The organism is Massilia soli, assembly GCF_016809835.1.
Lineage (GTDB): Bacteria > Pseudomonadota > Gammaproteobacteria > Burkholderiales > Burkholderiaceae_D > Telluria_A > Telluria_A soli.
Map to the genome: position 1 here is coordinate 29445 of NZ_JAFBIL020000011.1, position 14118 is coordinate 43562.

The 14118-nt window shown below is 65.5% G+C and carries 15 protein-coding genes; 5 read left to right on the forward strand and 10 right to left on the reverse strand.

Annotated features, from left to right (window positions below):
- Position 1 precedes the first annotated feature (1 nt).
- Both I4X03_RS22075 and moaD read left to right on the forward strand, forming a co-directional pair.
- On the forward strand, positions 2-1234 hold the full coding sequence (locus I4X03_RS22075) for a molybdopterin molybdotransferase MoeA (protein WP_223470987.1): 1233 nt from the start codon (positions 2-4) through the stop codon (positions 1232-1234).
- An 8-nt stretch (positions 1235-1242) separates the two neighbouring features.
- On the forward strand, positions 1243-1500 hold the full coding sequence (gene moaD, locus I4X03_RS22080) for a molybdopterin converting factor subunit 1 (RefSeq protein WP_223470989.1): 258 nt from the start codon (positions 1243-1245) through the stop codon (positions 1498-1500).
- On the opposite strand, the gene I4X03_RS22085 is transcribed toward moaD, so the two are convergent.
- The 4 genes from I4X03_RS22085 to I4X03_RS22100 are packed head-to-tail and all read right to left on the reverse strand — an operon-like array spanning position 1497 to position 3241.
- Entirely contained in the window at positions 1497-1721 is a 225-nt protein-coding gene (locus I4X03_RS22085) for a hypothetical protein (protein WP_223470998.1), read from the reverse strand. The two genes, moaD and I4X03_RS22085, sit on opposite strands and share 4 nt — an antisense overlap.
- A gap of 10 nt (positions 1722-1731) precedes the next feature.
- Entirely contained in the window at positions 1732-2658 is a 927-nt protein-coding gene (locus tag I4X03_RS22090; protein WP_223471000.1) for an alpha/beta fold hydrolase, read from the reverse strand.
- The gene (locus tag I4X03_RS22095; protein ID WP_223471002.1) at positions 2655-2858 is read right to left on the reverse strand and encodes a helix-turn-helix transcriptional regulator; all 204 of its coding nucleotides are present in this window, start codon (positions 2856-2858) and stop codon (positions 2655-2657) included. Before I4X03_RS22095 ends, I4X03_RS22090 begins: the two co-directional genes overlap by 4 nt.
- Entirely contained in the window at positions 2855-3241 is a 387-nt protein-coding gene (locus tag I4X03_RS22100; RefSeq protein ID WP_223471004.1) for a hypothetical protein, read from the reverse strand. The genes I4X03_RS22095 and I4X03_RS22100 overlap by 4 nt, the downstream gene beginning before the upstream one ends.
- A gap of 130 nt (positions 3242-3371) precedes the next feature.
- On the opposite strand from I4X03_RS22100, the gene I4X03_RS22105 reads away from it, so the two are divergent.
- Entirely contained in the window at positions 3372-4622 is a 1251-nt protein-coding gene (locus I4X03_RS22105) for a TIGR03862 family flavoprotein (protein ID WP_223471006.1), read from the forward strand.
- On the opposite strand, the gene I4X03_RS22110 is transcribed toward I4X03_RS22105, so the two are convergent.
- The 6 genes from I4X03_RS22110 to hpnC form a co-directional block, all read right to left on the reverse strand.
- Entirely contained in the window at positions 4609-5415 is an 807-nt protein-coding gene (locus I4X03_RS22110) for a head GIN domain-containing protein (RefSeq protein WP_223471008.1), read from the reverse strand. The genes I4X03_RS22105 and I4X03_RS22110 overlap by 14 nt on opposite strands.
- A 16-nt stretch (positions 5416-5431) precedes the next feature.
- Positions 5432-6232: a DUF1700 domain-containing protein gene (locus tag I4X03_RS22115; RefSeq protein WP_223471010.1), complete on the reverse strand. Its 801-nt coding sequence runs from the start codon at positions 6230-6232 to the stop codon at positions 5432-5434.
- Between the two features lie 22 nt (positions 6233-6254).
- Entirely contained in the window at positions 6255-6398 is a 144-nt protein-coding gene (locus I4X03_RS22120; protein WP_223471012.1) for a hypothetical protein, read from the reverse strand.
- Between the two features lie 111 nt (positions 6399-6509).
- The gene (hpnE, locus tag I4X03_RS22125) at positions 6510-7841 is read right to left on the reverse strand and encodes a hydroxysqualene dehydroxylase HpnE (RefSeq protein ID WP_223471021.1); all 1332 of its coding nucleotides are present in this window, start codon (positions 7839-7841) and stop codon (positions 6510-6512) included.
- Positions 7828-8661: a presqualene diphosphate synthase HpnD gene (gene hpnD, locus I4X03_RS22130; protein WP_223471023.1), complete on the reverse strand. Its 834-nt coding sequence runs from the start codon at positions 8659-8661 to the stop codon at positions 7828-7830. Before hpnD ends, hpnE begins: the two co-directional genes overlap by 14 nt.
- 83 nt (positions 8662-8744) lie before the next feature.
- Positions 8745-9554 carry a squalene synthase HpnC gene (gene hpnC, locus I4X03_RS22135; RefSeq protein WP_223471025.1) on the reverse strand — a complete coding sequence of 270 codons (810 nt, stop codon included), beginning with the start codon at positions 9552-9554 and terminating at the stop codon, positions 8745-8747.
- A 158-nt stretch (positions 9555-9712) separates the two neighbouring features.
- Between hpnC and I4X03_RS22140 the strand changes: the two genes are divergently transcribed.
- Both I4X03_RS22140 and I4X03_RS22145 read left to right on the forward strand, forming a co-directional pair.
- Entirely contained in the window at positions 9713-10846 is a 1134-nt protein-coding gene (locus I4X03_RS22140) for an efflux RND transporter periplasmic adaptor subunit (protein ID WP_223471027.1), read from the forward strand.
- Positions 10843-13929 (forward strand): efflux RND transporter permease subunit, encoded by a 3087-nt coding sequence (locus I4X03_RS22145; protein WP_223471029.1) that lies wholly within the window; start codon positions 10843-10845, stop codon positions 13927-13929. The genes I4X03_RS22140 and I4X03_RS22145 overlap by 4 nt, the downstream gene beginning before the upstream one ends.
- The last annotated feature ends 189 nt before the right edge of the window (positions 13930-14118 follow it).

Sequence of the window (14118 nt, forward strand, 5' to 3'; positions counted from 1 at the left end):
CATGAAGCCTTCCCCAAAGCCCATGCTGGCGGTAAGCGAAGCCCTCGACTTCCTGATGGCGGCGGCGCGTCCGGTCGCCGATACCGAGGTGGTGCCGACGCTTGAGGCGAACGGCCGCGTGCTGGCAGAGGCGCAGGTGTCCACCCTCAACGTACCTTCGGCGGACAACACGCAGATGGACGGCTATGCCGTGCGCGCCGCCGATTGCGAAAGCGGCGAGGCCACGTTGACCGTGAGCCAGCGCATTCCGGCCGGGCAGGTTGGGGCGTTTCTCGCGCCAGGCCAGGCAGCACGCATCTTCACCGGCGCGATGATTCCGGACGGCGCCGATGCGGTCGTGATGCAGGAGCAGTGCGAAGCCGTGGCGCCCGACCGGGTCATCATCCGCCACACGCCAACCTCGGGCGAGTGGATCCGCCGGGCCGGCGAAGACATCACCGCCGGCTGCGAAATCCTGCCCGCCGGCACCCGCCTGCGCAGCCAGGAGCTGGGCCTTGCGGCATCGGTCGGCCTGGCCGGCGTGACGGTCGTGCGCAAGTTGCGGGTCGCCGTCTTCTTCACCGGCGACGAGCTGGCCATGCCCGGCGAGCCGCTGGCGCCGGGCGCCATTTACAACTCGAACCGCTTCACGCTGCGGGCACTGCTTGAGAATCTTGGCTGCGCGATCACCGACTTCGGCATCGTTCCCGATACCTTGGCTGCGACCCGCGACACCTTGCGCAGCGCCGCCCGGGATCATGACCTGATCATCACGTCCGGCGGCGTATCGGTGGGCGAGGAGGATCACATCAAGCCGGCGGTCGAGGCGGAAGGGCGCCTGAACATGTGGCAGATCGCCGTCAAGCCAGGCAAGCCGCTGGCGTTTGGCGAGGTTCGGCGGGACGAAGGCACCGCCTTCTTCCTTGGCCTGCCCGGTAATCCGGTGTCGAGCTTTATCACCTTTTTACTGTTCGTGCGTCCGTTTATCCTGCGCCTGCAAGGCGTGCAGGGCGATGTCGCGCCACGCGCTTTCAGCATGCGCGCCGATTTCAACTGGACCAAGGCCGACCGCCGCAACGAATTCCTCCGCGCGCGCGTCAATGCCAGCGGCGGGCTTGACCTGTTCCCCAACCAGGGATCGGGCGTCCTGACCTCGACGGTGTGGGGCGATGGCCTCGTCGACAACCCGCCGTCGAACCCGATCGCCGCTGGCGACACGGTACGATTCATCCCATTTAGCGAATTACTGCACTAGGAAATACTATGGAAATTACGCTGCGATTTTTTGCCAGCGTGCGTGAAGCACTCGGCACCGCGGAAGAGACTGTGACGCTGCCACCCGGCGTGGCCACGGTCGGCGCGGTACGCGAATACCTGATGGCGCGCGGCGGCGCATGGGAACAGGCGCTTGGCGCCGAGCGCCCGCTGCGCACCGCCTTCAACCATGTGATGTGCCCTGCCGATACGCCGCTGGAAGCCGGTGGCGAAGTCGCATTCTTCCCACCCGTGACCGGCGGCTAATCGTCGGGCGTGTCGCGGCACAGCGCGCCGGCTTGGCCCTTGCGCGCACTGCGATAGCGTGCCGCGGTGAAAACCGCAGCGGTCACCACGGCCCACAGCAACGACTCGGTCAACACCCGGCCGGCCTCGCGGCCCTTGAGCAATCCAACCGCCACCAGCAGGACGAATGACGCGCCGGCGACCACGAAGTAGCGCCTGATCCAGAACGCGGTGCTTTTCATCGAACGCTCCCTACAGAGATTTCAGGAAACTGCGGATCGCGTCGGTGACGCGCTGCGGCTGGTCGATCATCGCGAAGTGACGGGCGCCCGGGATGCCGACCACGTTCACTGTCGGCGCACCGGACAGCAGCTGCGCGTAGTAAGCCACTTTGTTGTCCAGGCCCGCGTTCGGGTCATTGGCATCGAGCTCGAAGAACGGCGCCATGACCAGCACAGGCGCCTTGATTTTTCCGAGCCCCGGACGCAGGTCCTGCGACATCACGGCCGCCATGTATTGGACAGTCGCTGCCGGGTCGCTGCGCGAGGTCAGCTTGGCCAGTTCATCGGCACGGGCCATGTCGACCACGTCGATGCTGCGCATGTATTGCCGCTGCTGCATGGCGAATGCCGCCGGGGTCAGTCCGGACATGCGCCGGATGATGCCGTCCGCCAGCGCCGGGCGCTGCTCGGCCGGCATGTCCTCGGTGCCCGGGAAGACCGGCAGGCCATCGATGGTGACCACGCCGCCGATCAGGTCCGGATGATTCTGCGCCAGTTCCAGCGCGATGGTGCCGCCCATGCTGTGCCCGACCAGCACGGGCTTGCCAAGCTTGCGGCTTGAGATCAGCTGCGCGAGCGCCGCTTGCGTCGCTTCGAGCTGGTTGCCGGGGGCTGGCGCGCGGCCATCGAAGCCCGGCAGCGTTACCACGTACAGCACATGATCATCGCGGAACGTGCGGATCGCGTCCTGCCACACCCAGCTTCCACTGGCCAGGCCCGGGATCAGGATCAGCGGCCGTCCGCGCTTGCCGTGGCGCTCGACGGCCAGCGCGCCGACCTCGAAGCGTTCGACGGCCGCTTCGGTGGCGGCGAAGCGGTTGCGCGGTTCCGGCACTGCGTCCTGCGCCGCGGCGCCGGCTGAGAGCATCGATGCGAGAAGTAAGGCGGCGAGTTTCATGCTGGCTCCTGGTCTGGGGTGAAGATGGCTTCAATCGGTTGTGAGAATAGTTTGGCAATCGCAAACGCGAGCGGCAGGCTGGGGTCGTAGCGCCCGGTCTCGATGGCGTTCACGGTCTGGCGCGACACCTGCAGCAGGTCGGCCAGGTGCGCCTGGCTCCAGCCGCAGTCGGCCCGCAAGGCGCGTATCTTGTTGTTCATCGGTTTGCCAGCCCCCGAATGCAGGTGACCAGCCCCCATAGGCCAAACATGACGGGAAGGACCATGAACATGGAGAGCCTCGGATAGCCCGCGTTTTCGAGGAAGCCGTAGGTGAAGGTCAGGCCGCTGGTGACGGCGGCGGCGATGGCCATGTTCTCCAGCGTGTGAAGGCGGATGAATTCGTCGACGCGGCCGAAGTGGCGCGCGATCGCCCAGATCACCAGCAGCACGCCGACCATGGGACTGGCCAGCGCCAGGGTGCGCGCCAGGCCCTCGGCCATCGGGCGCCCGAGTTTGCTCGCTGCCACCAGCAGCAGCATATACACGAACATCGCGCCGAAGAATTCACGAAGATAAACACGATTGATCCGCTTCTCATGCATGGCATCTCTCCTTTGTAAAGTATGCTTTACATATTAGCCAGGGCTTTTTCGGTTGTCAAGCATCCTTTACATCTCCTTGATCGAATGGTTCTGGACTAAAATGGCGCTCCTTCGATCTCAAGCCGTTCAGATGCCAACCACGTCCACCCGCACCAAACGCGTCGCCATCATCGGCGGCGGACCAGCAGGCCTGATGGCGGCCGAAGTACTCGGTGCGCGCGGGGTGCAGGTCGACTTGTACGATGCGATGCCGTCGGTGGGCCGCAAGTTTTTGCTGGCGGGCAAGGGTGGCATGAACATCACGCACTCCGAACCCTACCAGGCGTTCGTATCGCGCTATGGCGCACGCGCCGAGCAGGTGGCGAGCTGGCTCGAAGGCTTCGATGCCGCGGCGGTGCGCGACTGGATCCATGGCCTCGGCGTGGAGACCTTCGTCGGCAGTTCCGGCCGCGTGTTCCCCACCGATATGAAGGCCGCGCCGCTGCTGCGCGCGTGGCTGCATCGTTTGCGCGAAGCGGGCGTGCGCTTCCACATGCGCCATCGCTGGCTCGGGTGGCGCGGCGATAAACTGCTGATCGCAGCCCCTGAAGGCGAAATCGAAGTTGAGGCCGACGCCGTGGTCCTCGCGCTCGGCGGCGCAAGCTGGGCGCGCCTCGGGTCGGACGGCGCATGGGTGCCGCTGCTGCAGGCGCGGTCAGTCGGCGTCGCGCCGCTGCGCCCCGCCAACTGCGGATTCGATGTGGACTGGAGCGAGCATTTCAGCAGCCGCCACGCGGGCGAGCCGTTGATCACGGTCGCAGTCAGCGCACGCGGCCCCGATGGCCAGGTCGTGCGCAGGCAGGGACAGTTCGTGGTCACCGGGACGGGCGTCGAGGGCAGCTTGATCTACGCGCTGTCGGCACCCTTGCGCGATCAGATCGAGGTTCAGGGCAGTACCACCATCTGGCTCGACCTGCTTCCCGACCTGGCCGCCGAGCGGGTGCTCGCCGAGGTTTCGCGTCCGCGCGGGGCGCGCTCCATGTCGAGCCACTTGCAAAGCCGCCTGGGCATCAAGGGCGTCAAATCGGGCCTGCTGCATGAGTGCCTGCCGAAGCAGGCCTTTGCAGATCCAGCCGCGCTGGCGGCCGCCATCAAGCACCTGCCGCTGACACTGCGCCGCCCACGCCCGATCGACGAGGCGATCAGCAGCGCCGGCGGCGTGCGTTTCGATGCGCTGGATGGGCAAAGCGGCATGCTGCGCGCGCTGCCGGGTGTATTCGTTGCGGGAGAAATGGTCGACTGGGAAGCGCCGACCGGGGGATACCTCCTGACCGCCTGCTTCGGCAGCGCGCGCGCCGCTGCGAACGGCGCGCTGGCCTGGCTGGATACTAACGGAAGCTGACGTCGCCGGAGCCGGTCTTGCTGATGCTGCGGTTGCCAGGGTTGCCGTAGACCGTCACGTCGCCGCTGCCGCGCAGGCTCACCGCCGCCGTTTCGCGCGCCTGGACGATCGATGTTCCCGAGCCCATCAACTCGATATTGGCTTCCCTGGCCGCCAGGTGGCGCGCATTCAGGTCGCCCGATCCGGTCTGTTCGACCTTGAAGTCGTCGGTCGAGCCGACCACGGTCATCTGCCCCGAGCCAACCACTTCGACAGCCACCTTCTCGCTGGCGCCGCCGTTGACTTCGACTTCGCCGCTGCCGTGGATGCCGGCGGTGACTTCGCGATAGCGGCCATTGAACTTGAGGTTGCCCGATCCGTGCAGCTCGACGTTGGCCTTGTCGCCGATGAAGCCGTTGACGGTGCTGGCGCCGCTGCCGTTGATGCTGATGCTTTCGAGCGAAGGCAGCACCAGCGTCACTTGCAGCGGGTTGCGATGGTGCAGCAGCATGCCCTTGGTGGCGATTTCAAGCGTATTGCCCGATTGCTCGGTTTCGACGTTGCCGAGCAGGCGCTTCTCGCCGCGCACCGTCAGCGATGGCACGGCGCCCTGGCGCAAGGTCAGGTCGATCGGCCCGGTCAGGTCGACGAGGGTGATGTTGGCAGCGACCGGGCGGGTTTCGGTGTGGAGCTCGCGGCCCGCAGGGTTCGAAGACCCTGCGGTGCCCTGGGCGCGCAGCATGGTGTAGGACATGGCGATCAGGGCGAATGCCAGTACCAGCATGCCGAATCCGACTTTTAATAATGTACGCATAGCGATTCCGATCTGGTCAGGCGCCCTTGAGCAGGGACAGGTTCATCTCGATGTAGCGCCGGATGCCGATGAAGGTGTAGCGGGTCACGACGAGGCTGAGCAGGAACAGCACGATCCCGCCGATCACCATCGCCAGGCCGACCGCGGTCTGGGTGGCGCGCGAGTCGGGGTCCATCCCGGTGTAGACCTTGATGCCGCGCTCGGCCACGGATTCGGCGCCGCGGATCACGCGTTCGGAGCGGTTGATATCGTCCGATACATCCACATCGACCGAGGCGTCGGCGTCAGGGCCGTCGGCCTGGTAGTTCTCGTCGACGTGCACGCCCATCGAGTCGATGGTGACCTTGGCCTGGCGCCGTTCGCCGTCGTCGCCGCGGCCGCTGATGACGAAGTGGCGCAGCGGGCCGTCCAGTACCAGTTCGCTGGCGCCAGCCAGGCCGCTGGCCGTCACCGCCACGCCGCCGAGATACAGCGCCAGGCCGCAGGCATACAGCGTCGCCAGCAGCGACGCATAGACAATCGCCGGCACCACCATGAACAGGTTGAAGATCGCCAGCCCCAGCACCGCGACCATCAGGCGCACCAGGTTGGCGGGGTTCTTCTTTTCTTCGAAGGCGCGCATGTGGGTGTTGGCGCGCAGCGTCATCGCGATCTTTTTCGGATCGTCGAGGCCTTTTGCAACCTCTTCTTCGGACAGGCCGGCGGCCACGCCGTCGACGAAACGCTGCTCGTAGTAGGCCAGCGTCTTGGCTTGCGCCTCGACCGGCAGCCCTGCCATGGCGCGCTTGAGCGCGTCGAGATATTCAAGTTTGCCCATGAGTTGCTCCAATCTGTTGCCGTCAGCCGTGGGCAAAGGCCACGACGGCGTGATGGGTCAGCGGTGACCGTGCCCCGCCGATGAGTTCCGGTGCGACGATCACGGCTGTGCTTGCGGCGATGAATGCCAGCAGTGCCAGTGCGCGAAAGACGAGTGTGATGTTCATTTGTAAATCCATCATGGAATGCCTGTGTCGATGATGTGACTTTACGCAAATGGCCCGCCACCCGCCATGGATGTGCGACAGGCTGCATATTTCGCGGGGCAGGAGGCCATATCAGGCGATGGCTGTGCGCTGCAGCACAGCGAGCACAGCCGCCGAGCCGCTGCGGACCGCGCCTTCCAGGGTTGCCGGATAGGCGCCAGCGGTGTAATCCCCGGCGAGATACACGCCTGGCAACCCGGTTTCGTTGCCCGGGCGAACCAGGCCCGGGGTGCAGGCGAAGGTGGCGCGCTTTTCCGTGATGACCTTGGTCCATGACGGCGCCGCCAGCTCCGCGCGCTGCAGGGCGCTCGCCAGCTGCTGGGCCAGCGCCGCGCCGAGCGCTTCCTGGCCGAGTTCGACGGCGCCGCCAGAGGCGCTGATAACGACCGCCAGCAATCCTGCCTGGCAGTGGTCGAGCTGGCCCCGGTCGAAGACAAACTGGCCGAATGCTTGCGATTCCGGAAACTCTTCCAGCGCGTAGAACGGCAGTCCAAGGCGCACGCCGGCGTCGTATTGCAGGTAGCAGGTGGTGATCGGTTCGTAGTCGAACTCGGGGATCGGCGCCGCGCCATGTCCGTCAAGCAGGGCGGCGGCCGCCGGCGGCGCTGTGGCGATGACCACCGCATCGAAGTGCGGCGATTCGGCGCCGGCGCGCAGCTGCCACCGGCCGCCGCCAGATTGCAGCGATTCGACGCGCACGCCTGTATGCACATGTCCGCCGCGCGCTTCGATAAAGCTGGCTGCCGCGGCGGGGAACAGCGCGCTGAGCGCAAGGCGCGGCACCAGCATGTCGGATGCCGCGCGGTGCGCGCCCAGGCTGTCGCGCAAAACGTTCAGGAAAACCTGCGCCGACGCGCGCTCGGGCGGCGTGTTGAGCGCGGCGAGGCACAAGGGGCGCCACATCAGCGCGGTCAGGCGTTCGGTCTGGTCGAAGCGTTCCAGCAGCTCGCTGACGCTGCAGTCGTTGTACAAGGTCCACTCCATCCAGCGCGCGCTGGTGGTAAAGCGCGCCAGCGCCATCTTGTCCTCGCGCGCCAGTCCCTTGGCGCGCAGCAGGGCGATCACCAGGTGCAGCGGGGCGGGCAGGCGCGGCGCCACAAAGTCCATTCCCGATCCGGGCGGGTAGCGCATTTGCAGGGGCAGGTGGAGCAGGGCGTCGGCCGGCTTGATGCCGACAAGCCGCAGCAGGCGCAGGGTTTCCTTGTACGCGCCCAGCATGATGTGCTGGCCGTTGTCGAGCAGTTTGCCGTTCACCTCGACGCTGCGGGCGCGCCCGCCGAGCATGCGGGCCGCTTCGAACAGCGTGACCTCGCAGCCGGCGTGCGCCAGTTCGACGGCGGCGGCGCATCCGGCCCAGCCGCCGCCGATGACGGCGACCCGGCCCGGCGTCTTAGCTGCGGACATAGGTCTTCCACGCCAGCCAGAGCTTCCGGATCGGCGTGAGCGAGATCCGCTGGTTCAGCACGTGGTAGTTGTCGCGTTCGATCTCGTCGAGGACAGTGCGGTAAATGGCCGCCATCATCAGGCCAGGGCGCTGCGCGCGCCGGTCTTCCTTCGGCAGCAACGCCATCGCCTCGTCATACATCCGGTAGGCGCGCGCGACCTGGAAGCGCATCAGCGCCTCGAACTTGTCGCTGTGGCGCGCGTTGAGCAGGTCCGCCGCGGTCACGCCGAACTGCTGCAGTTCGTTGATCGGCAGGTAGATGCGGCCCTTGCGCGCGTCTTCGCCGACGTCGCGGATGATATTGGTCAGCTGGAAGGCGAGGCCGAGCTTCTCGGCATATTCCAGGGTGCGCGGATTGGTCACGCCGAAGATGCTGGCCGACAGGATGCCCACCACGCTTGCCACGTGCCAGCAGTAGCGCTGCATGGCGGGGTAGTCGAGGTAGCGGCTCTGGTCGAGGTCCATCTCCATGCCGTCGACGATGGCCTGGAGGTGTTTCTGCTCGAGCTGGTAGACCGCCAGGTGCGGCTGCAGCGCCAGCATCACCGGATGGGTCGGCGTGCCCTCGTACATCTTCGATACTTCGGTGCGCCACCATGCCAGCTTGATGCGCGCGATCGACTGGTCGGTGCATTCGTCGACGGTGTCGTCGACCTCGCGGCAGAACGCGTACAGCGCGGTGATCGCGCGGCGGCGCTCCTGCGGCAGGAACAGGAAGCTGTAGTAAAAACTCGAACCGCTTTGAACGGTTTTTTGGTGGCAGTATTCGTCGGGAGACATGGTCAAAAAAGCAAGGGAGCGCGACAGGAAGCCGCTATTCTAGCCGATGGGTGTTAGCGAAACCGCCTGTGCTTGATATTTCCTTACATCCGCAGCGCACGCCACAGCATCAGCGCCCAATCGGCCGGTTTCAGCGTCGGCCTGCGGGTAAATACGTCATAGCCGGCGTGTTCGATCTTGTCGAGGATGCGCAGCCCGCCCTGGACCACCAGCCGCAGCTCCCAGCCGATGCGGCCGGGCAGGCGTTTGGCGAGCGGCGCGCCGCTGTCCATCAGGGCGCGCGCGCGCGCGACCTCGAACGCCATCAGCGCGCGCCAGCGCTGGTCGGCCAGCTGCTGGTCGAGCTGGGCCGGCGCGACCCCGTGCGCCGCGAGGTCATCGAGCGGGATATATATACGGTCTTTCTTGCGGTCAATGGCGACGTCCTGCAGGAAGTTGATCAGCTGGAGCGCCGAGCAGATGGCGTCGGAGTCGCGTACGTTGCGCGCGCCGGCCTGGCCATACAGGTACAGCATCAGCAAACCGACCGGATTGGCCGAGCGGCTGCAATAGTCGAGCAGGGCCTCGAAGCCGGCGTAGCGGGTCGTGACGATGTCTTGCCGGAACGCCGACAGCAGGTCGCGAAACGGCTGCAGCGGCAGCTTGTAATGGTCGATGGTGCGCGCCAGCCGCGCGAACATCGGGTCGCTTTGCAGTTCGCCGACCTCGATGCCGTCCAGCGCCCGTTTATAGGCCGCCAGCGACGCCAGGCGTTCGGCTGGGGTCGCATCGCCTTCGTCGGCGAGGTCGTCGGCGCTGCGGGCGAAGGCGTAGATCGCCTCCACCGCCGGGACCAGCCTTTTTGGCATCAGGATCGAGGCGACCGGAAAGTTCTCGTAATGATCTACAGGCATGAAAAATTAAGTGACGCGAAAGTCATTAGCAATTAGAATCTTGCAAAGTCATACTTAATAACCAGAAAGTCAGTTAGCTGTTCGGGTATAAAAGTAGTACTATCTTGTCGCTTCAGCAATTGGTGGCCAAGCGCCACCGCATAGTAAAGGAAATTACCGTGTTCGCCCCGAAAAACCTGCGCCCGACAGTCTCCGCCGTATTCGGCGCTTTGCTCTCCACCTCCTTGCTGCTGTTGCTGGGGGCGTGTTCGAAGGATGAGCCGAAACAGGAAGACGTGCGGCCGGTACGGGCAATCGTGGTCGGCAGCAGCGACATCGACGTCAGCGCCGAATTTGCCGGCGAAGTGCGTCCGCGGGTCGAGTCGCGGCTCGGCTTCCGGGTCGGCGGCAAGATCATCGCGCGCAAGGTTGATGTCGGCACGGTCGTCAAGCGCGGCCAGGTGCTGATGCAGCTCGATCCGCAAGACCTGCAGCTGACCCAGGCGCAAGCCCGCGCCACCTTGCGCGCCGCCGAAACCCAGCGCGACCTGGCGCGCGACGAGTTGAAGCGCTACGCAGAGCTGCGCAAGCAGAATTTCGTCAGCCAGGCCGTGCTCGATGCGCGCAAGACGGCGTTCGCGGCGGCGCAGGCAAACGTCGATGCGGCGCGCGCCGGGTTCTCGGTGCAGTCGAACCAGGCGGGCTACTCGACCCTGGTGTCCGATACCGACGGCGTCGTCACCGCCATCAGCGCGGAAGTCGGGCAGGTGGTGTCGCCCGGCACGCCGGTGGTCAGCGTTGCCAACACCAACGACAAGGAAATCGTCATCTCGCTGCCCGAGGACAAGGTCGACGCGATGCGCAAGGTGAGCAACGTGACGGTACGGATGTGGGCCAATCCCGCGGTCGCCATTCCGGGCAAAATCCGCGAAGTCTCGCCGGTGGCCGACCCGGCCACCCGTACTTACCCGGTGCGCGTATCGATTCCGGGCGCCGGCAGCGACGTCAAACTGGGCATGACGGCGCGCGTGCAGTTCGCCTCAAGGTCGGCTACGCCGCAAATGCGCCTGCCGCTGACAGCCCTGTTCAACGAGAAGTCGTCGACCGCCGTATGGGTCGTCGAGAAGGGCGCCGTCAGGCTGGTGCCGGTGCAGGTTGGCGGCACCTCGGGCAACGACGTGGTGATTGCCAGCGGCATTACGCCAGGGCAGACCGTGGTTACCGCCGGCGTGAATAAGCTGAAGAACGGGCAGAAAGTCAAACTGCTGGCCGCCGGCATGGTACCTGGCGCAGCTGGCGGGGCAGCCAAATGAGAGGCTTTAATCTGTCACGCTGGGCGCTCGAGCACATCCCGCTGATCCGCTACCTGATCGGCGCGCTGCTGATCGGCGGTATCCTCAGCTACAGCAATCTCGGCCAGGACGAAGATCCGCCGTTCACCTTCCGCGTGATGGTGGTGCGGGCCATCTGGCCTGGCGCGACCGCGGTACAGATGGCCGAGCAGGTCACCGACAAGCTGGAGCGCAAGCTCCAGGAAACCCCGTACGTCGACAAGATCAAGAGCTATTCGAAGCCGGGAGAGACCTTCATCATCGTGCAGCTGCGCGAATCGACGCCGCCGGGCGAGACCAGCGCGTCGTGGTACCAGGTCCGCAAGAAGATCGGCGATATCCGCGGCACCTTGCCCGCCGGCGTGGTCGGCCCGTTCTTCAATGACGAATTTGGCGACACCTACGGCTCGATTTTCGCCCTGAGCGGCGACGGCTTCAACTACGCCGAGATGAAGGACTACGCCGACTTCGTGCGCCAGCAGCTGCTGCGGGTGCCGCTGGTGGCCAAGGTCGAACAGTTTGGCGTGCAGGACGAGAAGATCACGATCGAGTTCTCGCACAAGAAGTTCTCTCAGCTGGGCGTGCCGTTCGAGGCGATCGTCAACCAGATCGCCACCCAGAACGCGATCGAGGCCAGCGGCGTGATGGTGACGCCGACCGACAACCTGCAGGTGCGCGTGACCGGAGCGCTGCAAAACGTCCAGGACCTCGAATCGCTGCAGCTGCGCGCCAATGGCGCCACGTTCCGCCTCGGCGATTTCGCCAAGGTCAAGCGCGAATACAAGGACCCGCCGCAGGACAAGATGCGCTTCAATGGCCAGGAGGTGATCGGCCTTGGCGTGTCGATGGAAAAGGGCGGCAACATCATCAACATGGGCAAGGGGCTCGAAGAGACGGTCGCGCGCATCAAGTCGCAGCTGCCGGTCGGGATCGAGCTTGAGCGCGTGTCCGACCAGCCGCGCGCGGTCACGGCGTCGGTCGGTGAATTCATCAAGGTGCTGATCGAGGCGGTGCTGATCGTGCTGGCCGTGAGCTTCATCGCGCTTGGCCTGCATACCAAGCCGTTGCGGATCGACCCGCGTCCCGGCCTGGTGGTGGCGCTGACCATTCCGCTGGTGCTGGCGATTACCTTCCTGCTCATGAGCGTGTTCAGCATCGACCTGCACAAGATTTCGCTCGGCGCGCTAATCATCGCCCTTGGCTTGCTGGTCGATGACGCCATCATCGCGGTCGAAATGATGGTCCGCAAAATGGAGGAGGGCATGTCGCGCTTCGACGCGGCCACCTTCGCCTACACGTCGACGGCGATGCCGATGCTGACCGGGACCCTGATCACGGCAGCGGGCTTCCTGCCGATCGGCCTGGCCAAGTCGGCCGCCGGCGAGTACACGTTCTCGATGTTCTCGGTGAACGCGATCGCGCTGCTGGTGTCGTGGCTGGTGGCGGTCGTGTTCACGCCCTACATCGGCTTCCTGCTGCTCAAGGTGAAGCCGCACGCGGCGACGGCGGGCGAGAGCGAGCATGACGTATTCAATACGCCGGCCTACCTGCGTTTTCGCCGGGTGGTGGCGTGGTGCGTCGAGTGGCGCTTCGCGACCATTGCGATGACCCTGGCGGTGTTCGGGCTTGGCGTGTTCGGTTTCAAGTTCATCGAAAAGCAGTTCTTCCCCGATTCGAGCCGCCCGGAGCTGATGGTCGAGATGTGGCTGCCGGAAGGCACCGCGTTCAGCGCCACCGAAGCGCAGGTCAAGAAATTCGAGGCCTTCATCGCCAAGCAGAAGGATGTCGAGAGCGTGACCAGCTATGTCGGCACCGGCAGCCCGCGCTTCTACCTGCCGCTCGACCAGATCTTCCCGCAGTCGAACGTGGCCCAGCTGGTGGTGCTGCCGGCCAACCTGAAGGCGCGCGAAGAGCTGCGCCTGAAGATCGTCGAGGTATTCGAGAACGACTTCCCGGAAGTGCGCGGACGCGTGCGCCTGCTGCCGAACGGGCCGCCGGTGCCGTACCCGGTGCAGTTCCGCGTCGGTGGGCCTGACATCGCCACCACGCGCGCGCTGGCCGACCAGGTCAAGGAAATCATGCGCGCCAATCCGAACGCGCTGGGCGTAAACGACAACTGGAACGAGTCGGTCAAGGTGCTGCGCCTCGACCTCGACCAGGCCAAGATGCGCGCGCTGGGCGTGACATCGCAGGCGGTGATGCGGGTGGCGAACACGATCTTGTCAGGCACGCCGGTAGGGCAGTTCAGGGAAGACAACAAGCTGATCGACATCGTGATCCGCCAGCCGGTGGAGGAACGCGCCACGCTGTCGGCCCTCAACGAGACCAACGTGCCGACGGCATCGGGTCGTTCGGTGACGATCTCTCAGGTGGCGCGCGTGGCCTTTGTGTGGGAGCCGGGCGTGGTCTGGCGCGAAGGCCGCGAGTGGGCCATCACCGTGCAATCGGACGTCGTCGACGGCATCCAGGGGCCGACGGTGTCGGACCAGGTATCGAAGGCGCTGGCCGACCTGCGCGCCAAGCTGCCGCCGGGTTACACCATCCTGGTCGCAGGCGCGGCGGCCGACAGCGCGGCGGCGGAAGCGTCGATCGCGGCGAACGTGCCGCTGGTGCTGTTCATCGTGTTCACCCTGCTGATGCTGCAGCTGCATAGCTTCTCGCGCTCGGTGATGGTGTTCCTGACCGGACCGCTGGGAATCGCGGGCGCGGCGATGGCGCTGCTGCTGCTTGGACGCCCGTTCGGCTTTGTCGCGAACCTCGGCGTGATCGCGCTGTTCGGCATGATCATCCGGAATTCGATCATCCTGGTCGACCAGATCGAGCGCGATATCGCCAATGGGGCCGAGCCGTGGAATGCGGTGATCGATTCGGCGGTGCGGCGCGCGCGGCCTATCGTGCTGACGGCCGCCGCCGCGGCGCTGGCGATGATTCCACTGACGCGCTCGGTGTTCTGGGGCCCGATGGCGGTGGCGATCATGGGCGGGCTGGTGGTGGCGACGGCGCTGACCTTGCTGTTCCTGCCGGCCTTGTACGCGGCGTGGTTCCGGGTCAGGAAGCCAATCTAGCGTCGTTCCCGCGCATCCTCGGCGGACCCGCGGGAACGACGTTTCCAGGGGCGATTCAAAATTCGCCCTGTGGTGTCAGAAAATCCAGTAAAATACCGGGTTGATGTTGTAGCCCCTAACAAAGGCAGTGCAGGGCGGCCGGTTTGACCTTCGGACGCCCTTTGTTTTTGTCGGTGCGGCCAACGATCC

Excerpts from the sequence above, each read along its gene's own strand:
- I4X03_RS22075 (WP_223470987.1), top strand. The coding sequence starts at position 2 with ATGAAGCCTTCCCCAAAGCCCATGCTGGCGGTAAGCGAAGCCCTCGAC.
- moaD (WP_223470989.1), top strand. The coding sequence starts at position 1,243 with ATGGAAATTACGCTGCGATTTTTTGCCAGCGTGCGTGAAGCACTCGGC.
- I4X03_RS22085 (WP_223470998.1), bottom strand. The coding sequence starts at position 1,721 with ATGAAAAGCACCGCGTTCTGGATCAGGCGCTACTTCGTGGTCGCCGGC.
- I4X03_RS22090 (WP_223471000.1), bottom strand. The coding sequence starts at position 2,658 with ATGAAACTCGCCGCCTTACTTCTCGCATCGATGCTCTCAGCCGGCGCC.
- I4X03_RS22095 (WP_223471002.1), bottom strand. The coding sequence starts at position 2,858 with ATGAACAACAAGATACGCGCCTTGCGGGCCGACTGCGGCTGGAGCCAG.
- I4X03_RS22100 (WP_223471004.1), bottom strand. The coding sequence starts at position 3,241 with ATGCATGAGAAGCGGATCAATCGTGTTTATCTTCGTGAATTCTTCGGC.
- I4X03_RS22105 (WP_223471006.1), top strand. The coding sequence starts at position 3,372 with ATGCCAACCACGTCCACCCGCACCAAACGCGTCGCCATCATCGGCGGC.
- I4X03_RS22110 (WP_223471008.1), bottom strand. The coding sequence starts at position 5,415 with ATGCGTACATTATTAAAAGTCGGATTCGGCATGCTGGTACTGGCATTC.
- I4X03_RS22115 (WP_223471010.1), bottom strand. The coding sequence starts at position 6,232 with ATGGGCAAACTTGAATATCTCGACGCGCTCAAGCGCGCCATGGCAGGG.
- I4X03_RS22120 (WP_223471012.1), bottom strand. The coding sequence starts at position 6,398 with ATGAACATCACACTCGTCTTTCGCGCACTGGCACTGCTGGCATTCATC.
- hpnE (WP_223471021.1), bottom strand. The coding sequence starts at position 7,841 with ATGTCCGCAGCTAAGACGCCGGGCCGGGTCGCCGTCATCGGCGGCGGC.
- hpnD (WP_223471023.1), bottom strand. The coding sequence starts at position 8,661 with ATGTCTCCCGACGAATACTGCCACCAAAAAACCGTTCAAAGCGGTTCG.
- hpnC (WP_223471025.1), bottom strand. The coding sequence starts at position 9,554 with ATGCCTGTAGATCATTACGAGAACTTTCCGGTCGCCTCGATCCTGATG.
- I4X03_RS22145 (WP_223471029.1), top strand. The coding sequence starts at position 10,843 with ATGAGAGGCTTTAATCTGTCACGCTGGGCGCTCGAGCACATCCCGCTG.